Source organism: Escherichia sp. KCJ4928 (assembly GCF_004352695.1).
Lineage (GTDB): Bacteria > Pseudomonadota > Gammaproteobacteria > Enterobacterales > Enterobacteriaceae > ECMA0423.
Map to the genome: position 1 here is coordinate 1 of NZ_SJWV01000015.1, position 19,543 is coordinate 19,543.

Here is a 19,543-nt window from a genome sequence, read left to right on the forward strand (position 1 = left end):
GTTTTTTTGTTTCTAACGTGCGGAAAAATTTGTTCCTCTTCACATTTTTTGTACAACCGACATGCCCGTGTAGCTCACAAATATGACAGTGGCGTGAATTTTGCGCATTGACGGCAGTTATGATTCGCGGTATTGCTTAACTGTGATTGCACATTTAGTAATCACTGTTTTCTTTTCCACCAGAAACCAGTATGAGGGAAACGAGGCATGAAGAGACAAAAACGAGATCGCCTGGAACGGGCACATCAACGTGGTTATCAGGCCGGCATCGCCGGACGCTCAAAAGAAATGTGTCCCTATCAGACGCTGAATCAAAGGTCACAATGGCTGGGAGGCTGGCGAGAAGCCATGGCGGACAGGGTAGTAATGGCCTGATTCTGTCTCTTTAAAAAGAAACCTCCGCATTGCGGAGGTTTCGCCTTTTGATACTCTGTCTGATTATAATCAGAAGGCAGACGTATCCTGGAACAGACCGACTTTCAGGTCGCTGGCGGTATAGATAAGACGACCATCAACCAGCACTTCGCCATCCGCCAGGCCCATAATCAGACGACGGTTAACAATGCGTTTAAAGTGAATACGGTAGGTCACTTTTTTCGCTGTCGGCAGTACCTGACCAGTGAATTTCACTTCGCCAACGCCCAGCGCGCGGCCTTTACCTTCGCCGCCCAGCCAGCCGAGGTAGAACCCTACCAGCTGCCACATTGCGTCCAGGCCCAGGCATCCCGGCATAACCGGATCGCCAATAAAGTGGCATCCGAAGAACCACAGATCCGGATTGATATCCAGTTCTGCTTCAACATACCCTTTGTCGAAGTTACCACCCGTTTCGGTCATTTTGACCACACGGTCCATCATCAGCATGTTCGGTGCTGGCAATTGCGGGCCTTTAGCGCCAAACAGTTCACCGCGACCAGAGGCAAGAAGGTCTTCTTTTGTATAGGATTCGCGTTTATCTACCATGTTCTCTGTAAGCCTTATTTTATTGAAGCACGCAGGATAGCTAACACGTGTACGCTGAACAAGTCCGATCAGTTCGGAATAAACCAGTTCAGCCAACGTAATGGCCATGGAAAACGGTGACGTCCTTCCTGTTGCGATGCTTGCGCGATACGTTCCTGGATGGTTTGCATCAGCGTCGTTTGGCCTTCGCCATCCCACACCAGATTTAATAATAACGGCAGTGCGTCAGTCACATCGTCTACTGCCCAGATGGTGAATTTGCCTTCTTCTACCGCTTTCACCAGTTCACTGTGAAGACTTAAATGGCGAACGTTAGCTGTGGGGATAATGACACCTTGTTTCCCGGTTAACTCACGTTGCTGGCAAATAGCAAAGAAGCCTTCGATTTTCTCATTTAAACCACCGACCGGCTGGGCGCGACCGAACTGATCGACTGAACCTGTGATAGCGATACTCTGATTCACCGGCACATCGGCGAGGGCGCTTATCAGGGCGCAGAGTTCAGCCATCGAGGCACTATCTCCATCAACTTCACTGTATGACTGCTCAAATGTCAGCGATGCTGAGAAGGGGATCTGTTGCTCAAGCTGTAGTTCCGACATCAGGAACGCTTGCATGATCATCATCCCTTTCGCATGGATATTGCCGCCAAGCTCCGCTTTGCGTTCGATGTCGGTGAATTCACCATCGCCAATATGCACAACGCAGCTAATGCGAGAAGGTTCGCCAAAAGCGCGTGGATGACCCGGAAATTCAATGACCGAAAGGGCGTTAATTTGCCCGATGCGTTCGCCTTCGGTTTCAATCAGGATTTGCTCCTGAAGGATCTCATCCTGCATACGTTCAGCGAGGAAACCTTCGCGCCATTCACGCTGCTGCAGCATTAAGTTTAGCTGCTCGCCGGAGAAGGTGTCGCCATCACACAGGGAGGCGACCTCTTTACACTGGCGGAGGATCCACTGCGGGCTAAGCGGAAGTGTTTCTTGTTCACCGGTGTAGCGTGCTGCTTCGCGGATAAGTACCGGCCAGGCATCCGCTCCCGGTGCAGGTAAGTGATTATGTCTGGCGGTAAATGTCACCCAGCGACACCACTGGGTTACTGACTCTGCATCGACAATCTGCAGAGTATCTTCAAATTCGCTATAAATAGCCTGCTCTGAAAGCTCTGGCTCCATCTCCTGGAAATCAGCCAATGATTCGCGTTCGCCTACCAGAATGACTTTCAGCTTCAATGGCATCGAAGGCACAGAGACGGGGAGAGGGCGCGACTCATCAAACGCAACCCAGTCAAAACGCTCGCGGTTAACGATATTTTTCAGCCGCATCCACAGCAGAGGTTGCGCCAGCAGTGTACGCAAAGAGATGATGAGAATACCGCCATTTGCCTGATGCACCAGACCAGGCTGCAGGGTAATGTCGCCATTAAACTGGCGCAGGCAGCCAAAGAGTTGCTCCGCTTCTACCCAGTCGGCAGCGACAACTTGCGTTAAAGTCGCAAAATTATCATCTGCACTCACTGCGTGACGTAAGCGGATGGAGTGGCCGGAAACCTCATAGTGACCGCCCACCAGTTGGCCTGCATCGCTTTGTAGCGTACGCGCGGCATTGGCAATAAGATTCAGATACTCAGACTCTTCCGGGGCCTTCGCCAGCATAAAAGAGGAGGATGCTCGCGTATGCAGCAACTGCTCCAGTGCGAATTGCAGTCGCGGTTGAGTATCACTGAATAAAGGATCGTTTTCGTCAATCAAATGTGGCTGAGCAAATATTTCCTGATAGCTATCGGTATCAGGAACCAGGTCACGCCATGCAAGTTTCGTAATGGTCAAAGTTGATGTTTTTTAGTCTGTTGTCAAAGCCGCGATTATACCGTAACCGGCACTACAGCACACGTAGAAAGCACCGACAATACTCCTGGCATGGGCGTTAAAGCTCACAGGATGGAGATTCTTTTCTTCACTGGCCTAAAAAGCTGATATTCTGTAAAGAGTTACACGGTAACATTGAGATCGCTATGAAATATCAACAACTTGAAAATCTTGAAAGCGGTTGGAAATGGAAGTATCTGGTGAAGAAGCATCGCGAAGGGGAGTTAATCACCCGTTACATAGAAGCCAGTGCCGCCCAGGAAGCCGTCGATGTGTTGCTCTCGCTCGAAAATGAACCCGTGCTGGTAAATGGCTGGATTGACAAGCATATGAATCCGGAACTGGTCAATCGCATGAAGCAAACCATTCGGGCAAGACGAAAGCGCCATTTTAATGCGGAACACCAGCATACGCGCAAAAAATCGATCGATCTGGAATTTATTGTCTGGCAACGTCTGGCTGGTCTTGCGCAGCGTCGCGGTAAAACGCTTTCTGAAACGATTGTTCAGCTGATTGAAGATGCGGAAAACAAAGAGAAATACGCGAATAAAATGTCTTCTCTGAAGCAGGATCTGCAGGCATTGCTGGGTAAGGAATAACTGACGAAAGTCAGTTCAATTTACTAAAGGCAAAAAAAACCCCGCAGCAGCGGGGTTTTTCTACCAGACGAGAACTTAAGCTTGCGGCTGAGTTACAACGTCTTTGATACCTTTAACTTCGATCTCTACGCGACGATCCGGAGCCAGGCAGTCGATCAGTGCAGCACGCTGTTTCACGTTGTCACAGGTGTTGCCAGTAACCGGGTTGGATTCGCCCATACCACGTGCGGAGATCTTGTCTGCCGGGATACCTTTGGAGATCAGGTAATCAACAACAGACTGAGCACGGCGCTCGGACAGACCCTGGTTGTAAGCGTCAGAACCGATGCGGTCGGTGTAACCCAGAACAACTACGGAACCGTCTTTCGGATCCAGGTTGCTCAGCTGGCTGTACAGCTGATCCAGAGCAGCCTGACCTTCCGGTTTCAGGGTTGCTTTGTTGAAGTTGAACAGAACGTCAGACTTCAGAGTGAAGTGCTTGGTCTGTACTTCCGGTGCCGGAGCTGGAGCCGGAGCAACTACTGGAGCTGCTTCGCCCTGACCGAAACGGTAGGAAACACCCAGGCTCAGCATGCCGTTGTCCGGACGAGTGCCGATGGTGTGTGCGTCACCGATGTTGTTGGTCCACTGGTATTCCAGACGGGTAGCGATTTCAGGAGTGATCGCGTACTCAACACCGCCAGCGAAGACCGGAGAAACGCCGGTGTCGTGGTTTTTACCATAAACGTTGGATTTAGTGTCTGCACGCCATACCATACCACCCAGACGAGTGTAGATGTCCAGGTCGTCAGTGATTGGGTAACCCAGTTTAGCGGTCAGTTGAACGCCCTGAGCTTTGTATGCACCGTTTTCAACGCTGCCTTTGTACGGCATACGACCTAACCAGTCGTAACCCATTTCAAAGCCAACATACGGGTTAACCTGGTAACCACCAAAAGCACCAGCGCCCAGTTGGTTTTCATGGGTCGGGCCATTGTTGTTGATGAAACCAGTGTCATGGTACTGGGACCAGCCCAGTTTAGCACCAGTGTACCAGGTGTTATCTTTCGGAGCGGCCTGCGCTACGGTAGCGAAACCAGCCAGTGCCACTGCAATCGCGATAGCTGTCTTTTTCATTTTTTGCGCCTCGTTATCATCCAAAATACGCCATGAATATCTCCAACGAGATAACACGGTTAAATCCTTCACCGGGGGATCTGCTCAATATTAACTCTACCGATATCTTCGGCTTATGCCGAGCACCCCTGGCGATGTAAAGTCTACAACGTAGTTGAAAACTTACAAGTGTGAACTCCGTCAGGCATATGAAAAAAAAGTCTTGTATAAGGTATGTTTAATCTTTTTTGTCAGCGACAATTTACAGAAGAAAATCGCGGAAACCGCTTCAGACAAGCCTCCGCAAGGAAAATTAGTCACGACTGAAAGCATTGGCTGGGCGACAAAAAAAGTTCCAGGATTAATCCTAAATTTACTTAATGATACAAATTAGAGTGAATTTTTAGCCCGGAAAGTTGTCTCGTGGCGTGAGAGGATGCGCTTACCGGACGCATAATAAACCCCATAGCGTTACCTTCATTTGCCGCATCAACAAGTTCAGCATGCTCTTCTTCAGTCAAATCATCTGCCAACCAACCGATCACCACACTGTAATTGCCCGTGCGTAAAGCGCGAACCATTGACTCCACAGTGTGGCAAGGGGAGAGCTGGCTAATCTGCATTACTTTCGTTAAGGGTAGCCCAGATGCCTGAACCCATTCCCGACTCAGTTTTTGTTGCGGTGTTAACCAGAGTTGCCAGCGCGATTGCTGACCGAGTTGCTGTAACAATGGCAACAGTAGAAGTTGCGTCATCATGGGCTGATCTTCGCGATAGACAACTTCACTGATAAGCCCGGCTGTAGTGTTTTCCGTAGAGACACGCGCAATTTTACTTGCTGCGGATGAGAACGACGAAGAACGATGTGCATAGCCTGAAGTGTACATAATCAATCCAGCCCCTGTGAGTTACTGTATGGATGTACAGTACATCCAGTGACAACAAAGATCAACCCTATTTTCGGAAAGAGCCTCGCAAATTTTGTCGTTGGTGACGGGAAAACATAAATTAATCTTGCCCCTTAAGAATAAGTTGCCTATTTTCGTAGTTAACGGATCCGTTAATGTGAATCATTCTTTTATGTTATGATTTTAAAAGGAATTTTATGAAAAGCCTCTCCTATAAGCGGATCTATAAATCACAAGAATACCTGGCAACGTTGGGCACAATTGAATACCGATCATTGTTTGGCAGTTACAGCCTGACCGTTGACGACACGGTGTTTGCGATGGTTTCTGATGGTGAGTTGTATCTTCGGGCTTGTGAGCAAAGTGCACAGTACTGTGTAAAACATCCGCCTGTCTGGCTGACATATAAAAAGTGTGGCCGATCCGTTACCCTCAATTACTATCGGGTTGATGAAAGTCTATGGCGAAATCAACTGAAGCTGGTGCGTCTGTCGAAATATTCTCTCGATGCAGCGCTGAAAGAGAAAAGCACGCGCAATACCCGGGAAAGACTGAAAGATTTGCCCAATATGTCTTTTCATCTGGAAGCGATTCTCGGGGAGGTGGGGATTAAGGATGTACGGGCGTTACGTATACTTGGGGCAAAAATGTGTTGGTTGCGACTGCGGCAGCAAAACAGTCTGGTGACAGAAAAGATTCTGTTTATGCTTGAAGGTGCCATTATCGGCATTCATGAAGCTGCGCTCCCGGTGGCACGCCGCCAGGAGCTTGCAGAATGGGCTGACTCTCTTACGCCGAAACAGGAGTTTCCTGCGGAACTTGAGTAATCTGGCGTTGCAGACGACCAATCTCAGGCAGTAATGCAATCAATAATCCAACTTGTTGTACAACCAGAGGTTCTTTGCTGTCTGCCCGTGGTTCAAGTTGCTGCATCCGCTGTTTCAGGCTAGCTAATGCCTCATTGACGCGTTCTTCATCAGCAGGTTGATGATGTAACGCGTCATCAACATAGCAAACTGCGTCATCAAGAAACGCCAGAATTTCAGGATTAGTTAACTGCTCCCGGTGAGCACCGAGGGCTGAGATATAGCTGGTAAACGTATGGTTAAGGCACAGCAACCGAAACGCGGCTTCGCGAATTTGCGGGGTAACGTTCGGTTCGCTGGACATATTTGATACCACCGACGCCAGTTCAGCATCACGGTTGTGTGCATCGCGGCGGGCAATACGATACGCCAGACGGTTATCACGCCCCTGATGGTATTGCTCCAGTATGGCATCGAGATACCGGCAGTTGGCCTCTGTGGCGCGTTCGAGCATTCGCGGCAGATTGCGAAACTGCCAGTCAGGCCAGATGTAGCTCACTGCCGCCCACGCAATGGCACAACCAATCAGCGTATCGATTACGCGAGGTAACGCTACTTCAAAACCTTCACCCAGCAAGTTAAAACACAGTAGCACCAAAAGTGTGATGAACATCGTTGCATGGGCATATTGCACGTTACGGAAGGCAAAAAAGAGCACGCCGGTAATAACCAGTAGCACCAGCTGCCCTTCCAGTGACGGTACAAACCACAGCACAGGAATGCCAATGGCGATACCGACCAGCGTACCAATAATCCTTAACTTCAGGCGGTGGCGCGTGGCGTTATAGTTTGGCTGGCAGACAAACAAACTTGTCAGCAAGATCCAATACCCGTGATGCATTCCGGTTATCTGAATGATGGCGTAGCCGAAGCACAACACCAGCGACATTCTTACCGCATGACGGAAGAGGGCGGATTCCGGCGTGAAGTGACGGCTAAGACGCAGCCAGATATCACTCAATCCGTGCGGGCTATCATCAGCGAGCTCATTTTCGTCATTATTATGGGGCAGTGCCTGGGCCTGTTCTGATTCAATTGTTGCCAGTTGGGCATCAATGGCGCGTAAATTGTTCAGCAAAAATCCCAGTGTTTTAAGTAAATCGGCAGGCGCGCCGTTATCGCGCATCCGCTCCAGCGCAGCATCAATATGCGTAAAAGCGCGCTCAAAATGCGGATCATGTTGATAAGGCTGACGCAGCAAAATACAGCGTGACAGTTGCTGGCACGCCTGGCCCTGCATCGACATCAGCCGCTGAAAACGGAACAGCACGTCGCTGTGGCGAAAATGTTCACGCAATGTTTGATACTGAATATGAGAAGAGCTGGCACGCTCGTGAATATCCTGTGCGACAAAGTAATAATGCAGCGTGCGACGCGTTCCCCGTTGACCACGATCGCCACGTAAGCGGGTCAGCAGCGAGAGTTTCGTCTGATTCAATGTCGCCATCAGCTGACCGTTGGCGAGAGCCAAATCGTACAGCGGTGCCTGGCTTTCATCTTCAATATCAGGATCAAACATGCGCGACTTGAGCTCAAGATAACGCGCCAGTTGTTCATAGCAACGCGCCAGGTTGTCCTGCAGCGGGCGGACCGGGAACAGCAGATGACCAATAAGTGTCAGGACGTTGTACCAGACGGCACCGGCCAGCAGATACATCGGCTGCTGATACCAGTGCTCATACAGTGATGTTCCCAACATAGTGTAAATGGCGATCAGCAATGCACCGAAGGCAATTGTTGCATAGCGTTGACCCAGACCGCCGAGCAAAATGAAGCCGCTGGTAGAGAGCGTTAAGCCAATCGCAAATAGCCAGGGCCAGGGAAACAGCAATTCTACTGAGGCCGAGGCGATAAAAAAGCAGAACAGCGTAATGATGAGGTTACGCAAACGTCCCGCCAGTCGGTCATCGAGATCGGTCAGCGCCGCTGCCACCATCCCCAGCGTTAGCGGAATCGTCAGTTTTACATCACCCAGCCACCACGGAAACGCTGTGGTTCCACAAAGCGCAATAAAAATACGCGCGTAATACAGCCAGGCGCTGTTCCAGGTATAGCGTTTGAGCAAAGGACTTAGCATAAAGGCCATATTAGTGGATTATTCAAAACGACGACGTGCATTGGCTTCACGCGCAGCTTGCGCCGTTTCTACCGATACCACGCGACGACCAACCGGCCATAGTGCAATAGCGGCAATTTTAAAGTTCGCAATGCCGACAGGAATGCCAATGATTGAAATACATTGTGCGATGCCCGTTGCAATGTGCATCAGGCATAACCACCAGCCAAAGAAAATCAGCCAGAAAATATTCAATACCGTACCGCCAGTATTCAGCAGCACATTTTTGCCAGCCGGGTTCAGTTCATCGACATGAATAGCTTCATTGCCATAAGGCACCAGAGACAGTTTAGTGATCTCCCAGCAGGATCGTGTCAGCGGTAAGGTAAAAATCAGCATAATACTGACCAGAGTCGCCAACAGCCAGCCCAGAGTGGTGGCAAATCCGCCAAGCACAAAGTTCAGAATGTTCAAAACGGTACGCATAAAACCTCGCTTTACTGTGGTTTTCAGTAATGGGCGGCAATTGTAACGTTTTTTTGGGCTGGAGCACGTTTTCTCTGACGGTTACACTGATAAGAAATAATTTCGTGTGGATCTACAGAGTCATGGAACTGAAAGCGACAACGCTTGGAAAACGTCTGGCACAGCACCCTTACGATCGGGCGGTGATCCTCAATGCCGGGATTAAAGTCTCCGGCGATCGCCACGAATACCTTATTCCTTTCAATCAATTACTGGCGATTCACTGTAAGCGCGGTCTGGTATGGGGCGAGCTGGAATTTGTACTGCCGGACGAAAAAGTGGTGCGTCTGCACGGCACCGAATGGGGCGAGACGCAGCGTTTTTACCATCATCTTGATGCTCACTGGCAGCGGTGGAGTGGCGAGATGAGCGAAATTGCGTCTGGTGTTTTACGCCAGCAACTGGATTTGATTGCCACGCGCACTGGAGAAAATAAATGGCTGACGCGTGAGCAAACCTCTGGCGTTCAGCAACAAATCCGCCAGGCTATGTCGGCGTTGCCGTTGCCGGTTAACCGACTGGAAGAATTCGATAACTGCCGTGAGGCGTGGCGTAAATGTCAGGCCTGGTTGAAAGATATTGAAAGCGCTCGGTTGCAGCATAACCAGGCGTATACCGAAGCCATGCTTACCGAGTATGCGGATTTTTTCCGCCAGGTCGAGTCTTCACCGCTGAATCCGGCGCAGGCCCGGGCAGTCGTTAATGGCGAGCATTCTCTGTTAGTGCTGGCAGGTGCAGGAAGCGGAAAAACGTCGGTGCTGGTGGCCCGTGCAGGCTGGTTGCTGGCGCGTGGTGAAGCGTCCCCTGAGCAAATTTTATTGCTGGCGTTTGGTCGCAAAGCCGCTGAAGAGATGGACGAGCGGATTCGCGAACGGCTACATACCGAAGACATTACCGCACGCACGTTTCATGCGCTGGCGCTGCATATTATTCAGCAGGGCAGCAAAAAAGTTCCGATAGTCAGCAAACTGGAAAATGATACCGCTGCCCGTCATGAACTCTTTATTGCTGAGTGGCGCAAGCAATGCAGCGAAAAGAAAGCGCAGGCGAAGGGCTGGCGGCAATGGCTGACGGAAGAAATGCAGTGGTCAGTGCCAGAAGGTAACTTCTGGGATGATGAAAAATTACAGCGTCGCCTTGCCTCTCGCCTCGATCGCTGGGTAAGTCTGATGCGGATGCACGGTGGTGCACAGGCAGAAATGATTGCCAGTGCACCCGAAGAGATTCGCGATCTGTTCAGTAAACGTATCAAGTTGATGGCCCCGTTATTAAAAGCCTGGAAAGGTGCGCTGAAGGCAGAAAACGCTGTCGATTTTTCGGGCCTTATTCATCAGGCGATTGTGATTCTGGAGAAAGGTCGCTTTATCAGCCCGTGGAAGCATATTCTGGTTGATGAATTTCAGGATATCTCGCCGCAGCGGGCAGCGTTGTTAGCGGCATTACGCAAGCAAAACAGTCAGACGACGTTGTTCGCCGTTGGTGATGACTGGCAGGCGATTTACCGATTCAGCGGTGCGCAAATGTCGCTCACCACCGCTTTCCATGAAAACTTTGGTGAAGGCGATCGCTGTGATTTAGACACGACTTACCGTTTTAACAGTCGTATCGGTGAGGTGGCAAACCGGTTTATTCAGCAGAACCCAGGCCAGCTGAAAAAGCCGCTAAACAGCTTAACCAATGGAGACAAAAAAGCCGTCACGTTATTGGATGAGAGTCAACTTGACGCTTTGCTGGATAAGCTCTCTGGTTATGCCAAACCGGAAGAGCGCATTCTGATCCTGGCGCGTTACCATCACATGAGGCCTGCCAGCCTGGAAAAAGCGGCAACACGCTGGCCGAAGTTGCAAATCGACTTTATGACCATTCATGCCAGCAAAGGGCAACAGGCGGATTACGTCATCATCGTTGGCTTGCAGGAGGGAAGTGATGGTTTTCCGGCTGCGGCGCGGGAGTCGATTATGGAAGAGGCGCTACTGCCACCGGTTGAGGATTTCCCGGACGCTGAAGAACGGCGGTTAATGTACGTGGCGCTGACCCGGGCACGCCATCGGGTATGGGCACTGTTTAACAAAGAGAATCCCTCTCCCTTTGTGGAAATACTGAAAAATCTGGATGTGCCGGTGGCGAGAAAACCGTAAGAAACAGGTGGCGTTTGCCACCTGTGCAATATTACTTCAGACGGTCCGCGAGATAACGCTGATAATCGGGGATCAGAATATCGACCGCGTCGTTGAAATGCGGCGACTGGATTATGAAGTCTGCCGTTGCCACGTTGGTGGCGACCGGAATGTTCCATACCGTCGCCAGACGCAGCAAGGCTTTCACGTCAGGATCGTGCGGCACGGCATTTAGTGGATCCCAGAAGAAAATCAATACATCAATTTTCCCTTCTGAGATCAATGCGCCAACCTGCTGGTCACCCCCCATTGGGCCACTCAACATCGCGTTGACGTTCATGCCGGTCGCGCGGGAAATTAAGTTACCGGTAGTGCCTGTTGCATACAGTACGTGTTGTTCCAGTAACGGTTGATGCCGTTCCACCCAGCTCATCAGCATTTGTTTGCAGTGATCGTGTGCCACCAGCGCAATATGTTTCCGCGCAGGTAAAGTGCGAGTCGTCAGTTCCATAATGTACATCCGTAGTTAACTTTCCTACAGATTACTGTAAGCACTTATCGCTGCAAGATAAAGACCGAAAAAGCCTGCGCACAGGCACAAAAATCTCAGGAAGATGGTTGTTTTTCCGCCCACTGCAGGAAAGTATTTCGCGTTTGTGGGTCAGCCAGTTTAAACCAATACTTCAGCCGTTGTTCTGTGAGCACCTGAGACTGCGGTGGAATAGCATCCAGCTCGGAAACACCCGAAAGCAGCGTACTGTCATCTGCCATCATCGTGGCAAATTGCGGTAGTGAAGCGCGTTTCGCGGATTTGTTATAGCGTTCAACCTCGACCTCATAATCAATCGTTTTTGCCGTTGAGGTAATGGCGAGAATATCCAGCTTTACCGGAATCGGCGTCGCATCGCCATCCAACAATTCAAGGCGCGGCGCGGCATCAAAATGGTTAGCTTCCCGCTCATTCTCCAGGCGAGGCAGGCGAAAATTGACCTGGTTGATGAGCTGGGTATTAAAACTGACCACCAGCGGTGGGGAGATATACAGCCGTTCTTCACTATTGGAAAGATGAATCGTCTTCTCAACGCGAAACACTAACTGATGCGGTCCATTATCCAGTTCAATGCTGTCCGCACCGCGCAGCAGAGAGCTGGAAACCTTCTTGCCGTCGAGTACCAGAAGATCGACATCGGTTGAAAGCCGCAGCGTGGTGGCAAAAACGGATACCGGCAAACATAATGCAATCAAGGTGGTCACGATGCCGGTTTTCATAGGTAGCTCCTGTCAAAAGACCGCCCGAATAATAATGTGTCAAAATTTTTCTTTAATCATACTTACTAACATATAGACATATTTCCCGCTTTTGCTCTCATTCATTCGTATTAGCTGCATGGTTGGCATGTCGGCTTTGTCGTACACTTTGTTAAACAGTCTGGAGGAAATAATGAAAGAAACCGATATTGCAGGCATTTTAACGTCCACTCACACCATTGCGCTGGTGGGGGCAAGCGACAAACCCGATCGTCCCAGCTATCGCGTGATGAAATATCTACTCGACCAGGGGTATCACGTCATTCCGGTTTCGCCAAAAGTTGCCGGCAAAACGCTGCTGGGCCAGCAGGGGTATGGCACGCTGGCAGACGTTCCGGAAAAGGTCGATATGGTCGATGTTTTCCGTAATTCAGAAGCGGCGTGGGGCGTGGCACAGGAAGCTATTGCCATTGGCGCGAAAACCCTCTGGATGCAACTGGGGGTGATTAATGAGCAAGCGGCAGTACTGGCACGGGATGCCGGGTTGAATGTGGTGATGGATCGCTGCCCGGCTATTGAGATCCCTCGCCTGGGCCTGGCCAAATAAAAAATCCCCGGAAGGCAAAAACCTTCCGGGGATTCGTTCAGGGATCAGTTACGCAGACGCGGGGCCTGGAGTTGTTTGCGGATGGTCTGCGCCAGCTCATCCATGGATGGCTGTTCAGGATGTTCATCCTGCAATTCGCTACTTAGCTGGGCTTCAGCCAGGTAGGTATGAACCGGTAGGCCGTTATCGTCCTCCATCACTACGTGATACCACGGAGCGGCGCGAAGCTCGTCATTTACCGCCAGCTCATCAGGCGAAGGTTCAGAGAGCGAATAAACCGGGTCGATATCCACGACCACTCCGAGATAACCTAACAGGGAATGGCGGACCTGCTGGCCGATACCGAATTTGCTGGCAATCATAGTCACCTCCCGGGAAATCTTTACCTTTGATATAAGGGTAAAATTCCACATTTCAAGTTACATGACGCGACAGGCAAACCCTTTCAGATATAGCCCTTCCGGATAGGTAGCGATCACCGGATGATCGGCTGCCTGACGGAACTGCTCTATAAATTGTACATCACGGCCGGCATCAATTGCGGCATCCGCGATGATTTTCTGAAATAAATCGCTGGTCATCAGACCGGAACAGGAGAAAGTCAGGAGAATACCGCCTTCATTCAGCAACTGAATCGCCAGCATGTTGATATCTTTATAGCCACGACACGCGCCCATCAACTGGCTTTTATTCTCAACAAACTTCGGCGGGTCCATCACGATAACGTCAAATTTTTCACCGCGATCGCGATAAGTACGCAGCAATTTAAAGACATCATCACGGACAAACTCAGCCTTGCTCAGATCCAGTTTGTTCAGCTCAACGTTCTGCCGTGCAATATCCAGCGCTTCCTGGGAGGTATCAACGCTGACAACCTGGCTGCAACCGCCCATCAGTGCCGATACGGCGAAACCACCGGTATAGGAGAAACAGTTCAGCACACGTTTATTTTCAACGTAGCGGCGGGTAGCCAGGCGGCTGTCTCGCTGGTCCAGGTAGTAGCCCGTTTTGTGTCCGTGCTGAATATCCACCAGCAGTTTCATGCCGTGTTCTTCAATCGGCAGCAGGGCAGGTGGCAACTCGCCGGTGACGAGGCCCTGGGTCAGCTCCATCCCTTCTTTTTTACGTACCGCAACATCGCTGCGATCGTAAATCGCACATTCCGGGTACAGCGTTTGCAGGGCACTAATTAATGCCGCGCGCTGATATTCTGCGCCAGCACTCAGCAGTTGCAGCACCAGAAAATTACCGAAACGATCGATAGTAATACCCGGCAGGCCATCAGATTCTCCGGCGATTAAACGATAGCTGTCGAGGCCATCTTTTTGCGCCAGCCAGTCACGCCATTTTTGTGCTTGTTGCAAACGGCGGGAAAAAAAAGCAATGTCGATAGACTCAGACGGGTCAAACGTCCAGACGCGCGCCCGGATTTGCGAAGCTGGCGAATAAGCGCCGCGTGCTAACCATTTTCCCTGATGATCAACAATATCGATGGTTTCACCGAGGCTGGCTTTACCTTCCATGCGGGCAACGGCCCCGGAAAAGACCCACGGATGGCGACGAAGTAATGATTTTTCGCGCCCTTTGGCTAACACTAAACGTACACTCATAATTTACTTTTCTGTCGATGCAAAGAAATGGGCGTCATTGTCCGGAGTTTTCCATGGATTTGCAACGCGTCCATTAAGGATAAGGAGAGCAGCAATGTCGAAAGTCTGCATAATTGCCTGGGTTTACGGGCGAGTTCAGGGCGTAGGATTTCGCTACACCACACAGTATGAAGCGAAAAGACTGGGTTTAACCGGGTACGCCAAAAATCTTGACGATGGCAGCGTGGAAGTGGTTGCCTGCGGTGAAGAAGGGCAGGTGGAAAAATTAATGCAGTGGTTAAAGAGTGGCGGCCCGCGTTCTGCGCGTGTGGAACGGGTGCTTAGCGAGCCGCATCATCCCTCGGGGGAATTAGCCGATTTTCGTATCCGTTAAATACATTTTACCGGTTTTGGCAGGCCAGCAATTTTGGTGGCTTGCTTAGCCGGACCTTTCGGAAACAGTCGATATAAATAACGGCTGTTACCTTTTTCTTCGCCAAATTTATTCGCCATCGCTTTTACCAGCATACGAATCGCCGGAGAAGTATTGAATTCCAGATAGAAATCACGCACAAAACGCACCACTTCCCAGTGTTCTGGCGACAGCGAAATCCCTTCGTTCTCTGCAATCACCACAGCCAGCGGCTCACTCCACTGGCTGCTTTCTTTGAGATAGCCTTCGGTATCCGTTTCTATCTCTTTACCTTCGAAGATCAGCATAATTATTACTACCTTAATCAGACTGGCGGCAGTGTAACAAAAAACAAAGCCCCGCATAAAGCGAGGCTATGAAAGTGTTAGCGGGTGAGATTAATCGCGGCTAGCGAAGCCCAGAATGCTCAGCAGGCTGACGAAGATGTTGTACAGCGAAACATACAGGCTAACCGTGGCACGAATATAGTTCGTCTCACCGCCATGAATGATGTTGCTGGTTTCAAACAAGATAGCGCCAGAGGAGATCAGAATGAAGACCGCGCTGATCGCCAGATGCAGAGCAGGCAGTTGCAGGAAGATATTAGCAACCATACCAATCAGCACCACCACAATACCCGCCATCAGCATACCGCCGAGGAACGACATATCTTTGCGGGTGGTCAGCACATATGCAGAGCAGCAGAAGAACACTAACGCCGTTCCGCCCAGTGCCATAGCGATTACGTCACCCATTCCGGCAGACAGATAGGTGTTCAGAATAGGTCCGAGGATATAACCCAGAAAACCGGTAAAGGCGAATGCGGAGATAATCCCGGTCGGCTTATTCGCCGTTTTATAGGTCAGGAACATCAAACCATACATACCCACCAGCGTCAGAATCAGACCCGGAGATGGCAGCATCAGCACCGTACTGGCAGTTGCGGTAATCGCCGAAAAGGCCAGCGTCAGGCTCAGCAGAAAATAGGTATTACGCAGCACCTTATGGGTGCTAAGCAGTGATGTACGGTCATGTGAAGAACTAACAATACGATCCATTGAGTCACTCTCTATGACAGATGTAATTAATTAAGCAGCATAATGATAATGCGTAAGGGCACCCAGAAGTTTTACCCATCTTTACGCATTTGATCTGGAACAGGTTTAACAGCGGATTATCAGGTCATTAAGCAAATATAAGGCCCTGAGAATTTCGACAGGCAAAAGAAAAAGGGGTTAGCATTTAGCTAACCCCTTATCTTATTTGGCGGAAGCGCAGAGATTCGAACTCTGGAACCCTTTCGGGTCGCCGGTTTTCAAGACCGGTGCCTTCAACCGCTCGGCCACACTTCCGGAATGACGCGCACTATAAACATCCCGATGCGGCGTGTAAACCCCTAATTTGTTTGTTTGCCTGAAAAACAGCCAAAAGTGCATTGATAGCGTGAAATAACAGCAGATTGATCATTTCATCACCATGAATTCCTTCTCTTTTACTCGTTTAGCAACCGGCTAAACATCCCCACCGCCCGGCAAAAAGAAAAATAGGTCCATTTTTATCGCTAAAAGATAAATCCACACAGTTTGTATTGTTTTGTGCAAAAGTTTCACTACGCTTTATTAACAATACTTTCTGGCGACGTGTGCCAGTGCAGAAGGATGAGCTTTCGTTTTCAGCATCTCACGTGAAGCGATGGTTTGCCTTGCTACAGGGACGTCGCTTGCCGACCATAAGCGCCCGGTGTCCTGCCGGTGTTGCTAGGAGAAGAGACGTGCGATATGAATAACGAGGAAACATTTTACCAGGCCATGCGGCGTCAGGGCGTTACCCGGCGCAGCTTTCTCAAATATTGTAGTCTGGCTGCCACGTCGCTGGGATTAGGCGCGGGAATGGCACCAAAGATTGCCTGGGCGCTGGAGAACAAACCCCGCATTCCGGTGGTATGGATCCACGGTCTGGAATGCACCTGCTGTACCGAATCTTTTATCCGCTCCGCTCACCCACTGGCGAAGGACGTCATCCTTTCCCTGATTTCCCTCGATTATGACGATACTTTGATGGCTGCCGCCGGAACCCAGGCGGAAGAAGTCTTCGAAGACATCATCACGCAATACAATGGCAAATATATCCTCGCAGTAGAAGGTAATCCGCCGCTGGGCGAGCAGGGGATGTTCTGTATCAGCAGCGGTCGACCGTTTATTGAGAAACTCAAACGTGCCGCTGCCGGAGCCAGCGCGATTATCGCCTGGGGAACCTGCGCGTCCTGGGGCTGCGTGCAGGCCGCGCGGCCCAATCCGACGCAGGCAACGCCTATCGACAAAGTCATCACCGACAAACCCATTATCAAAGTACCTGGCTGCCCGCCGATCCCGGATGTGATGAGCGCCATCATTACTTACATGGTGACCTTTGATCGCTTGCCAGATGTCGACAGAATGGGCCGTCCGCTGATGTTCTATGGTCAGCGAATCCACGATAAATGCTATCGCCGCGCCCACTTCGACGCCGGAGAGTTCGTCCAGAGTTGGGATGATGACGCTGCCCGCAAAGGTTACTGCCTGTACAAAATGGGCTGCAAAGGGCCTACCACCTATAACGCCTGTTCCTCCACACGCTGGAATGATGGCGTTTCTTTTCCAATCCAGTCTGGTCACGGCTGCCTGGGCTGTGCGGAAAATGGTTTCTGGGATCGCGGTTCGTTCTACAGCCGCGTGGTCGATATTCCGCAAATGGGTACTCATTCCACTGCCGATACCGTCGGTTTAACCGCGCTTGGCGTGGTGGCAGCGGCTGTTGGTGTGCACGCAGTCGCCAGCGCCGTTGACCAGCGCAGACGTCATAACCAGCAACCTACAGAAACCGAACATCAGCCAGGCAATGAGGATAAACAGGCATGAGCACTCAGTACGAAACTCAGGGATACACCATCAATAATGCCGGACGCCGCCTGGTGGTCGACCCGATTACGCGCATCGAAGGCCACATGCGCTGCGAAGTGAATATTAACGATCAGAATGTGATCACCAATGCCGTCTCCTGCGGCACCATGTTTCGCGGGCTGGAGATCATTCTGCAAGGGCGCGACCCGCGCGATGCGTGGGCGTTCGTTGAACGTATCTGCGGCGTCTGTACTGGCGTACACGCCCTGGCTTCGGTTTACGCCATCGAAGATGCTATCGGTATTAAAGTGCCGGACAACGCCAATATCATCCGCAACATTATGCTGGCAACGCTCTGGTGCCACGATCATCTGGTGCACTTCTATCAGCTTGCCGGGATGGACTGGATCGATGTGTTAGATGCGCTGAAAGCCGACCCGCGGAAAACCTCCGAACTGGCGCAAAGTCTCTCCTCTTGGCCGAAATCATCCCCTGGCTATTTCTTCGACGTACAAAACCGCCTGAAAAAATTTGTTGAAGGCGGGCAGTTGGGGATCTTCCGCAATGGCTACTGGGGGCACCCGCAGTACAAACTGCCGCCAGAAGCTAACCTGATGGGCTTTGCCCACTATCTCGAAGCTCTCGATTTCCAGCGTGAAATTGTCAAAATCCACGCGGTCTTTGGCGGTAAAAACCCGCATCCAAACTGGATTGTCGGCGGGATGCCTTGCGCCATCAACATTGACGAAAGCGGCGCGGTCGGGGCAGTCAATATGGAACGCCTGAACCTGGTGCAGTCAATTATCACCCGCACGGCGGACTTCATTAACAACGTGATGATCCCCGACGCCTTAGCCATCGGTCAGTTCAACAAACCGTGGAGCGAAATCGGCACTGGTCTTTCTGATAAATGCGTTCTCAGCTACGGCGCATTCCCGGATATTGCCAACGACTTTGGCGAGAAAAGTCTGCTGATGCCTGGCGGCGCGGTGATTAACGGCGACTTCAACAATGTGCTGCCAGTGGATTTGGTTGATCCGCAGCAGGTGCAGGAGTTTGTCGACCACGCCTGGTATCGTTATCCCAACGATCAGGTCGGGCGTCATCCATTCGATGGCATTACCGACCCGTGGTACAACCCCGGCGATGTCAAAGGCAGCGATACCAACATTCAGCAGCTGAATGAACAGGAACGCTACTCGTGGATCAAAGCGCCACGCTGGCGCGGTAACGCGATGGAAGTGGGGCCGCTGGCACGCACGTTAATCGCTTATCACAAAGGCGATGCTGCGACCGTTGAGTCGGTCGATCGCATGATGTCGGCGTTGAACCTGCCGCTTTCCGGTATCCAGTCAACGTTGGGCCGCATTTTGTGCCGCGCGCACGAAGCGCAGTGGGCCGCAGGTAAGTTGCAGTATTTCTTCGACAAGCTGATGACCAACCTGAAAAACGGCAATCTCGCCACTGCTTCCACTGAAAAATGGGAACCTGCAACCTGGCCGACAGAGTGCCGTGGTGTCGGTTTTACCGAAGCGCCGCGCGGGGCGTTAGGCCACTGGGCCGCCATTCGCGATGGCAAGATTGATCTCTACCAGTGCGTGGTGCCGACCACCTGGAACGCCAGCCCGCGCGATCCCAAAGGGCAGATTGGCGCTTATGAAGCGGCGCTGATGAACACCAAAATGGCGATCCCCGAGCAACCGCTGGAGATCCTGCGTACTCTGCACAGCTTTGACCCGTGCCTCGCCTGTTCAACACACGTGCTGGGCGACGACGGTAGCGAGCTGATCTCCGTGCAGGTGCGTTAACAG

The 19,543-nt window shown here is 51.1% G+C and carries 20 protein-coding genes and 1 tRNA gene; 8 read left to right on the forward strand and 13 right to left on the reverse strand.

Going from position 1 to position 19,543, the window contains the following annotated elements; all coding sequences use genetic code 11:
- Positions 1-207: 207 nt before the first annotated feature.
- On the forward strand, positions 208-375 hold the full coding sequence (gene rmf / locus E0D98_RS04175; protein ID WP_000828648.1) for a ribosome modulation factor: 168 nt from the start codon (positions 208-210) through the stop codon (positions 373-375).
- Between the two features lie 69 nt (positions 376-444).
- Here the strand turns inward: rmf and fabA are convergent, their stop codons facing one another.
- Entirely contained in the window at positions 445-963 is a 519-nt protein-coding gene (fabA, locus tag E0D98_RS04180) for a bifunctional 3-hydroxydecanoyl-ACP dehydratase/trans-2-decenoyl-ACP isomerase (protein ID WP_000227927.1), read from the reverse strand.
- 68 nt (positions 964-1,031) lie between these two features.
- The gene (locus tag E0D98_RS04185) at positions 1,032-2,792 is read right to left on the reverse strand and encodes a Lon protease family protein (protein ID WP_000156526.1); all 1,761 of its coding nucleotides are present in this window, start codon (positions 2,790-2,792) and stop codon (positions 1,032-1,034) included.
- Between the two features lie 185 nt (positions 2,793-2,977).
- On the opposite strand from E0D98_RS04185, the gene matP reads away from it, so the two are divergent.
- Positions 2,978-3,430, forward strand: coding sequence for a macrodomain Ter protein MatP (gene matP, locus E0D98_RS04190; protein ID WP_000877161.1), 453 nt, complete (start codon positions 2,978-2,980; stop codon positions 3,428-3,430).
- 75 nt (positions 3,431-3,505) lie between these two features.
- Here matP and ompA read toward each other — a convergent pair whose 3' ends face one another.
- Together ompA and sulA are read right to left on the reverse strand one after the other, a co-directional pair.
- Positions 3,506-4,546 (reverse strand): porin OmpA, encoded by a 1,041-nt coding sequence (gene ompA / locus E0D98_RS04195; protein WP_000750416.1) that lies wholly within the window; start codon positions 4,544-4,546, stop codon positions 3,506-3,508.
- A 356-nt stretch (positions 4,547-4,902) separates the two neighbouring features.
- A complete protein-coding gene (gene sulA / locus E0D98_RS04200; RefSeq protein WP_000288710.1) occupies positions 4,903-5,412 on the reverse strand; it encodes an SOS-induced cell division inhibitor SulA in 510 nt (169 codons plus the stop codon).
- Positions 5,413-5,630: 218 nt separating this feature from the next.
- Between sulA and sxy the strand changes: the two genes are divergently transcribed.
- Positions 5,631-6,260 (forward strand): CRP-S regulon transcriptional coactivator Sxy, encoded by a 630-nt coding sequence (gene sxy, locus E0D98_RS04205; RefSeq protein ID WP_000839153.1) that lies wholly within the window; start codon positions 5,631-5,633, stop codon positions 6,258-6,260.
- Here sxy and yccS read toward each other — a convergent pair.
- Positions 6,223-8,385 (reverse strand): YccS family putative transporter, encoded by a 2,163-nt coding sequence (yccS, locus tag E0D98_RS04210; protein ID WP_000875044.1) that lies wholly within the window; start codon positions 8,383-8,385, stop codon positions 6,223-6,225. The two genes, sxy and yccS, sit on opposite strands and share 38 nt — an antisense overlap.
- Before the next feature lie 9 nt (positions 8,386-8,394).
- Complete coding sequence (locus tag E0D98_RS04215; protein WP_001261231.1) at positions 8,395-8,841, reverse strand: YccF domain-containing protein; 447 nt, start codon at positions 8,839-8,841, stop codon at positions 8,395-8,397.
- A 122-nt stretch (positions 8,842-8,963) separates the two neighbouring features.
- Here E0D98_RS04215 and helD point away from each other — a divergent pair, with 122 nt between their 5' ends.
- Positions 8,964-11,018 (forward strand): DNA helicase IV, encoded by a 2,055-nt coding sequence (helD, locus tag E0D98_RS04220; RefSeq protein WP_001377983.1) that lies wholly within the window; start codon positions 8,964-8,966, stop codon positions 11,016-11,018.
- Positions 11,019-11,049: 31 nt separating this feature from the next.
- Here the strand turns inward: helD and mgsA are convergent, their stop codons facing one another.
- Both mgsA and E0D98_RS04230 read right to left on the reverse strand, forming a co-directional pair.
- Positions 11,050-11,508 carry a methylglyoxal synthase gene (gene mgsA, locus E0D98_RS04225; protein WP_000424181.1) on the reverse strand — a complete coding sequence of 153 codons (459 nt, stop codon included), beginning with the start codon at positions 11,506-11,508 and terminating at the stop codon, positions 11,050-11,052.
- Positions 11,509-11,603: 95 nt separating this feature from the next.
- Positions 11,604-12,266, reverse strand: a complete 663-nt coding sequence (locus E0D98_RS04230; RefSeq protein WP_000847791.1) for a DUF2057 family protein — start codon at positions 12,264-12,266, stop codon at positions 11,604-11,606.
- Positions 12,267-12,438: 172 nt separating this feature from the next.
- Between E0D98_RS04230 and E0D98_RS04235 the strand changes: the two genes are divergently transcribed.
- Complete coding sequence (locus E0D98_RS04235) at positions 12,439-12,852, forward strand: CoA-binding protein (RefSeq protein WP_000665217.1); 414 nt, start codon at positions 12,439-12,441, stop codon at positions 12,850-12,852.
- Positions 12,853-12,896: 44 nt separating this feature from the next.
- Here E0D98_RS04235 and hspQ read toward each other — a convergent pair whose 3' ends face one another.
- Together hspQ and rlmI are read right to left on the reverse strand one after the other, a co-directional pair.
- Positions 12,897-13,214 carry a heat shock protein HspQ gene (gene hspQ / locus E0D98_RS04240; protein ID WP_001295356.1) on the reverse strand — a complete coding sequence of 106 codons (318 nt, stop codon included), beginning with the start codon at positions 13,212-13,214 and terminating at the stop codon, positions 12,897-12,899.
- A gap of 57 nt (positions 13,215-13,271) precedes the next feature.
- Positions 13,272-14,462 (reverse strand): 23S rRNA (cytosine(1962)-C(5))-methyltransferase RlmI, encoded by a 1,191-nt coding sequence (rlmI, locus tag E0D98_RS04245; protein WP_000116288.1) that lies wholly within the window; start codon positions 14,460-14,462, stop codon positions 13,272-13,274.
- Between the two features lie 94 nt (positions 14,463-14,556).
- Here rlmI and yccX point away from each other — a divergent pair, with 94 nt between their 5' ends.
- Positions 14,557-14,835, forward strand: a complete 279-nt coding sequence (yccX, locus tag E0D98_RS04250) for an acylphosphatase (RefSeq protein ID WP_000048250.1) — start codon at positions 14,557-14,559, stop codon at positions 14,833-14,835.
- On the opposite strand, the gene tusE is transcribed toward yccX, so the two are convergent.
- From tusE to E0D98_RS04265, 3 genes are all read right to left on the reverse strand, one after another.
- Positions 14,832-15,161 carry a sulfurtransferase TusE gene (gene tusE / locus E0D98_RS04255; protein WP_000904442.1) on the reverse strand — a complete coding sequence of 110 codons (330 nt, stop codon included), beginning with the start codon at positions 15,159-15,161 and terminating at the stop codon, positions 14,832-14,834. The genes yccX and tusE overlap by 4 nt on opposite strands.
- A gap of 90 nt (positions 15,162-15,251) precedes the next feature.
- The gene (gene yccA, locus E0D98_RS04260) at positions 15,252-15,911 is read right to left on the reverse strand and encodes an FtsH protease modulator YccA (protein ID WP_000375136.1); all 660 of its coding nucleotides are present in this window, start codon (positions 15,909-15,911) and stop codon (positions 15,252-15,254) included.
- 206 nt (positions 15,912-16,117) lie between these two features.
- Positions 16,118-16,205, reverse strand: a tRNA-Ser gene (locus tag E0D98_RS04265).
- A gap of 426 nt (positions 16,206-16,631) precedes the next feature.
- Here E0D98_RS04265 and hyaA point away from each other — a divergent pair.
- On the forward strand, positions 16,632-17,750 hold the full coding sequence (gene hyaA, locus E0D98_RS04270; RefSeq protein ID WP_001058323.1) for a hydrogenase 1 small subunit: 1,119 nt from the start codon (positions 16,632-16,634) through the stop codon (positions 17,748-17,750).
- Positions 17,747-19,540, forward strand: coding sequence for a Ni/Fe-hydrogenase large subunit (gene hyaB, locus E0D98_RS04275; protein ID WP_000107384.1), 1,794 nt, complete (start codon positions 17,747-17,749; stop codon positions 19,538-19,540). Before hyaA ends, hyaB begins: the two co-directional genes overlap by 4 nt.
- Positions 19,541-19,543 lie beyond the last annotated feature (3 nt).

What these genes read in the sequence shown, in the direction of transcription:
- rmf (WP_000828648.1), top strand. Translation starts at nt 208, where the DNA reads ATGAAGAGACAAAAACGAGATCGCCTGGAACGGGCACATCAACGTGGT.
- fabA (WP_000227927.1), bottom strand. Translation starts at nt 963, where the DNA reads ATGGTAGATAAACGCGAATCCTATACAAAAGAAGACCTTCTTGCCTCT.
- matP (WP_000877161.1), top strand. Translation starts at nt 2,978, where the DNA reads ATGAAATATCAACAACTTGAAAATCTTGAAAGCGGTTGGAAATGGAAG.
- ompA (WP_000750416.1), bottom strand. Translation starts at nt 4,546, where the DNA reads ATGAAAAAGACAGCTATCGCGATTGCAGTGGCACTGGCTGGTTTCGCT.
- sulA (WP_000288710.1), bottom strand. Translation starts at nt 5,412, where the DNA reads ATGTACACTTCAGGCTATGCACATCGTTCTTCGTCGTTCTCATCCGCA.
- sxy (WP_000839153.1), top strand. Translation starts at nt 5,631, where the DNA reads ATGAAAAGCCTCTCCTATAAGCGGATCTATAAATCACAAGAATACCTG.
- yccS (WP_000875044.1), bottom strand. Translation starts at nt 8,385, where the DNA reads ATGGCCTTTATGCTAAGTCCTTTGCTCAAACGCTATACCTGGAACAGC.
- E0D98_RS04215 (WP_001261231.1), bottom strand. Translation starts at nt 8,841, where the DNA reads ATGCGTACCGTTTTGAACATTCTGAACTTTGTGCTTGGCGGATTTGCC.
- helD (WP_001377983.1), top strand. Translation starts at nt 8,964, where the DNA reads ATGGAACTGAAAGCGACAACGCTTGGAAAACGTCTGGCACAGCACCCT.
- mgsA (WP_000424181.1), bottom strand. Translation starts at nt 11,508, where the DNA reads ATGGAACTGACGACTCGCACTTTACCTGCGCGGAAACATATTGCGCTG.
- E0D98_RS04230 (WP_000847791.1), bottom strand. Translation starts at nt 12,266, where the DNA reads ATGAAAACCGGCATCGTGACCACCTTGATTGCATTATGTTTGCCGGTA.
- E0D98_RS04235 (WP_000665217.1), top strand. Translation starts at nt 12,439, where the DNA reads ATGAAAGAAACCGATATTGCAGGCATTTTAACGTCCACTCACACCATT.
- hspQ (WP_001295356.1), bottom strand. Translation starts at nt 13,214, where the DNA reads ATGATTGCCAGCAAATTCGGTATCGGCCAGCAGGTCCGCCATTCCCTG.
- rlmI (WP_000116288.1), bottom strand. Translation starts at nt 14,462, where the DNA reads ATGAGTGTACGTTTAGTGTTAGCCAAAGGGCGCGAAAAATCATTACTT.
- yccX (WP_000048250.1), top strand. Translation starts at nt 14,557, where the DNA reads ATGTCGAAAGTCTGCATAATTGCCTGGGTTTACGGGCGAGTTCAGGGC.
- tusE (WP_000904442.1), bottom strand. Translation starts at nt 15,161, where the DNA reads ATGCTGATCTTCGAAGGTAAAGAGATAGAAACGGATACCGAAGGCTAT.
- yccA (WP_000375136.1), bottom strand. Translation starts at nt 15,911, where the DNA reads ATGGATCGTATTGTTAGTTCTTCACATGACCGTACATCACTGCTTAGC.
- hyaA (WP_001058323.1), top strand. Translation starts at nt 16,632, where the DNA reads ATGAATAACGAGGAAACATTTTACCAGGCCATGCGGCGTCAGGGCGTT.
- hyaB (WP_000107384.1), top strand. Translation starts at nt 17,747, where the DNA reads ATGAGCACTCAGTACGAAACTCAGGGATACACCATCAATAATGCCGGA.